The following is a 1,530-nucleotide window of genomic DNA, read 5'->3' as shown; positions in this document are numbered from 1 at the left end:
TATCACCTTACCAATACATTTGTATTACAACACCAATACATGGGGTATGCCACGGCTAGTTGGTTGATGGCTTGTTTCCACCCTCTTGGCTTTCGCCCCTTCAATATAGCCGTTGCACTCAGTTGCCTGTTTCGCCTTCTTCGCACGCTGGGCGGCGCGCTTGTCCTCGATGTTGCAGATCATCAACCATAGGGCCGGCCCCCGCTACCACTTTTTAGCCCTTCACCAGCAGTGATGCCGGTGAGGGGGCTTTGTGCTGCGCGGTGAGACATATCCAACACCCCGTGCGCTGGGGAAAGCCTCACAACCGGTCTACGCTGGGGAGTAGGGAAAGACCAGTGCTTTTCCGCCGCACGAGCTACTTCGAGTCGAAAAGAGCACGACCATGAGCATCGAGACCTTCGCAGACATCGCAATGATTGTCATCTTCATCATCGCCACGGTCGTGTACCTCAAGTATGGCGGTAATGAGTACAGCTACGACGCGAACGGCAAGCTGGTCCGCGAACCCGCCCCGGAACCCGCTCCGCAGCCAAAAGCGGCCTAGCCCGCCGCTGCGTGGAATAAAAGTCGTTGAAACGGCCCACGGTTGGGAGTCGTGGGGCTAACCTGCTGCTATGGAAGGCACACCACTTATAGAATCCCGCGGGATCGACATCGTCCCTGAATCTGAACGCACCGCGAAACCCTCCGACCTCTTCTGGCCGTGGTTCGCAGCCAACATCTCCGTCTTCGGTATCTCGTACGGCTCGTTCATCCTTTGGTTCGGCATCTCGTTCTGGCAGGCGGCTCTCGTCACCGCAGTCGGGGTGACGTTCTCGTTTTTCCTCTGCGGTCTTATCGCAGTTGCGGGCAAGCGAGGCTCCGCGCCAACTATGGTCCTCTCGCGTGCCGCGTTCGGCGTGCACGGGCAGAAAGTGCCCGGCATTATCTCCTGGCTCACCTCCATCGGGTGGGAGACGTTCCTTTCAATCATGGCGGTGCTTGCTACGAACACCGTGCTGCGGCAGCTCGGTGCGGACCCGGGCACGGCTGTCACCGTCATCGCCACCGTCATCGTCGCGGCGCTCATCGTGGCGGCGTCTGTCCTCGGTTACCACACCATCATTCGGATGCAGTCCGTGCTCACTTGGCTCACCGGCGCGGTCACCATCATCTACGCGGTGCTCGCCATCCCGCACATCGACCTGGACGCCGTCCGCGCTATTCCGTCCGGGCCCGCAAGCGCCGTGGTCGGTGCGCTCGTGATGGCGATGACCGGCTTTGGCCTGGGCTGGATCAACATCGCCGCAGACTGGTCGCGCTACCAGCGCCGCGACACCTCCGATGGCGCGATCATCTTCTGGAACACGTTCGGCGGCTCGGTTGCCACGGTGGTGCTCATCGTCTTCGGCCTCCTGCTCGCGGGCTCGGATGCATCGCTTGCCGACGCCATCGCGCAGGACCCCATCGGCGCACTCGCCGTCATCCTCCCGACCTGGGTGCTGGTCCCGTTCCTGATCACGGCGGTGCTGGCTCTCGTATCCGGCG

The 1,530-nt window shown here is 61.4% G+C and carries 2 protein-coding genes and 1 pseudogene; 2 read left to right on the top strand and 1 reads right to left on the bottom strand.

Annotated features, from left to right (window positions below; all coding sequences use genetic code 11):
- Positions 1-2 precede the first annotated feature (2 nt).
- Positions 3-192, bottom strand: a pseudogene (locus EAW56_RS13100) (hypothetical protein); the annotation flags it as partial.
- A 193-nt stretch (positions 193-385) separates the two neighbouring features.
- On the opposite strand from EAW56_RS13100, the gene EAW56_RS12820 reads away from it, so the two are divergent.
- Positions 386-547, top strand: coding sequence for a hypothetical protein (locus EAW56_RS12820; RefSeq protein ID WP_158221668.1), 162 nt, complete (start codon positions 386-388; stop codon positions 545-547).
- Positions 548-617: 70 nt separating this feature from the next.
- The coding region (locus EAW56_RS12105) for a purine-cytosine permease family protein (protein ID WP_208636524.1) at positions 618-1,530 on the top strand (913 nt) is incomplete at its 3' end.

The organism is Corynebacterium gottingense (assembly GCF_003693265.1).
Taxonomy (GTDB): domain Bacteria; phylum Actinomycetota; class Actinomycetes; order Mycobacteriales; family Mycobacteriaceae; genus Corynebacterium; species Corynebacterium gottingense.
The sequence above is the reverse complement of the archived record's forward strand: the minus strand, read 5'-3'. Positions and strand labels throughout refer to the sequence as shown.

Coding starts and splice junctions, on each gene's coding strand:
- EAW56_RS12820 (WP_158221668.1), top strand. CDS start 386: ATGAGCATCGAGACCTTCGCAGACATCGCAATGATTGTCATCTTCATC.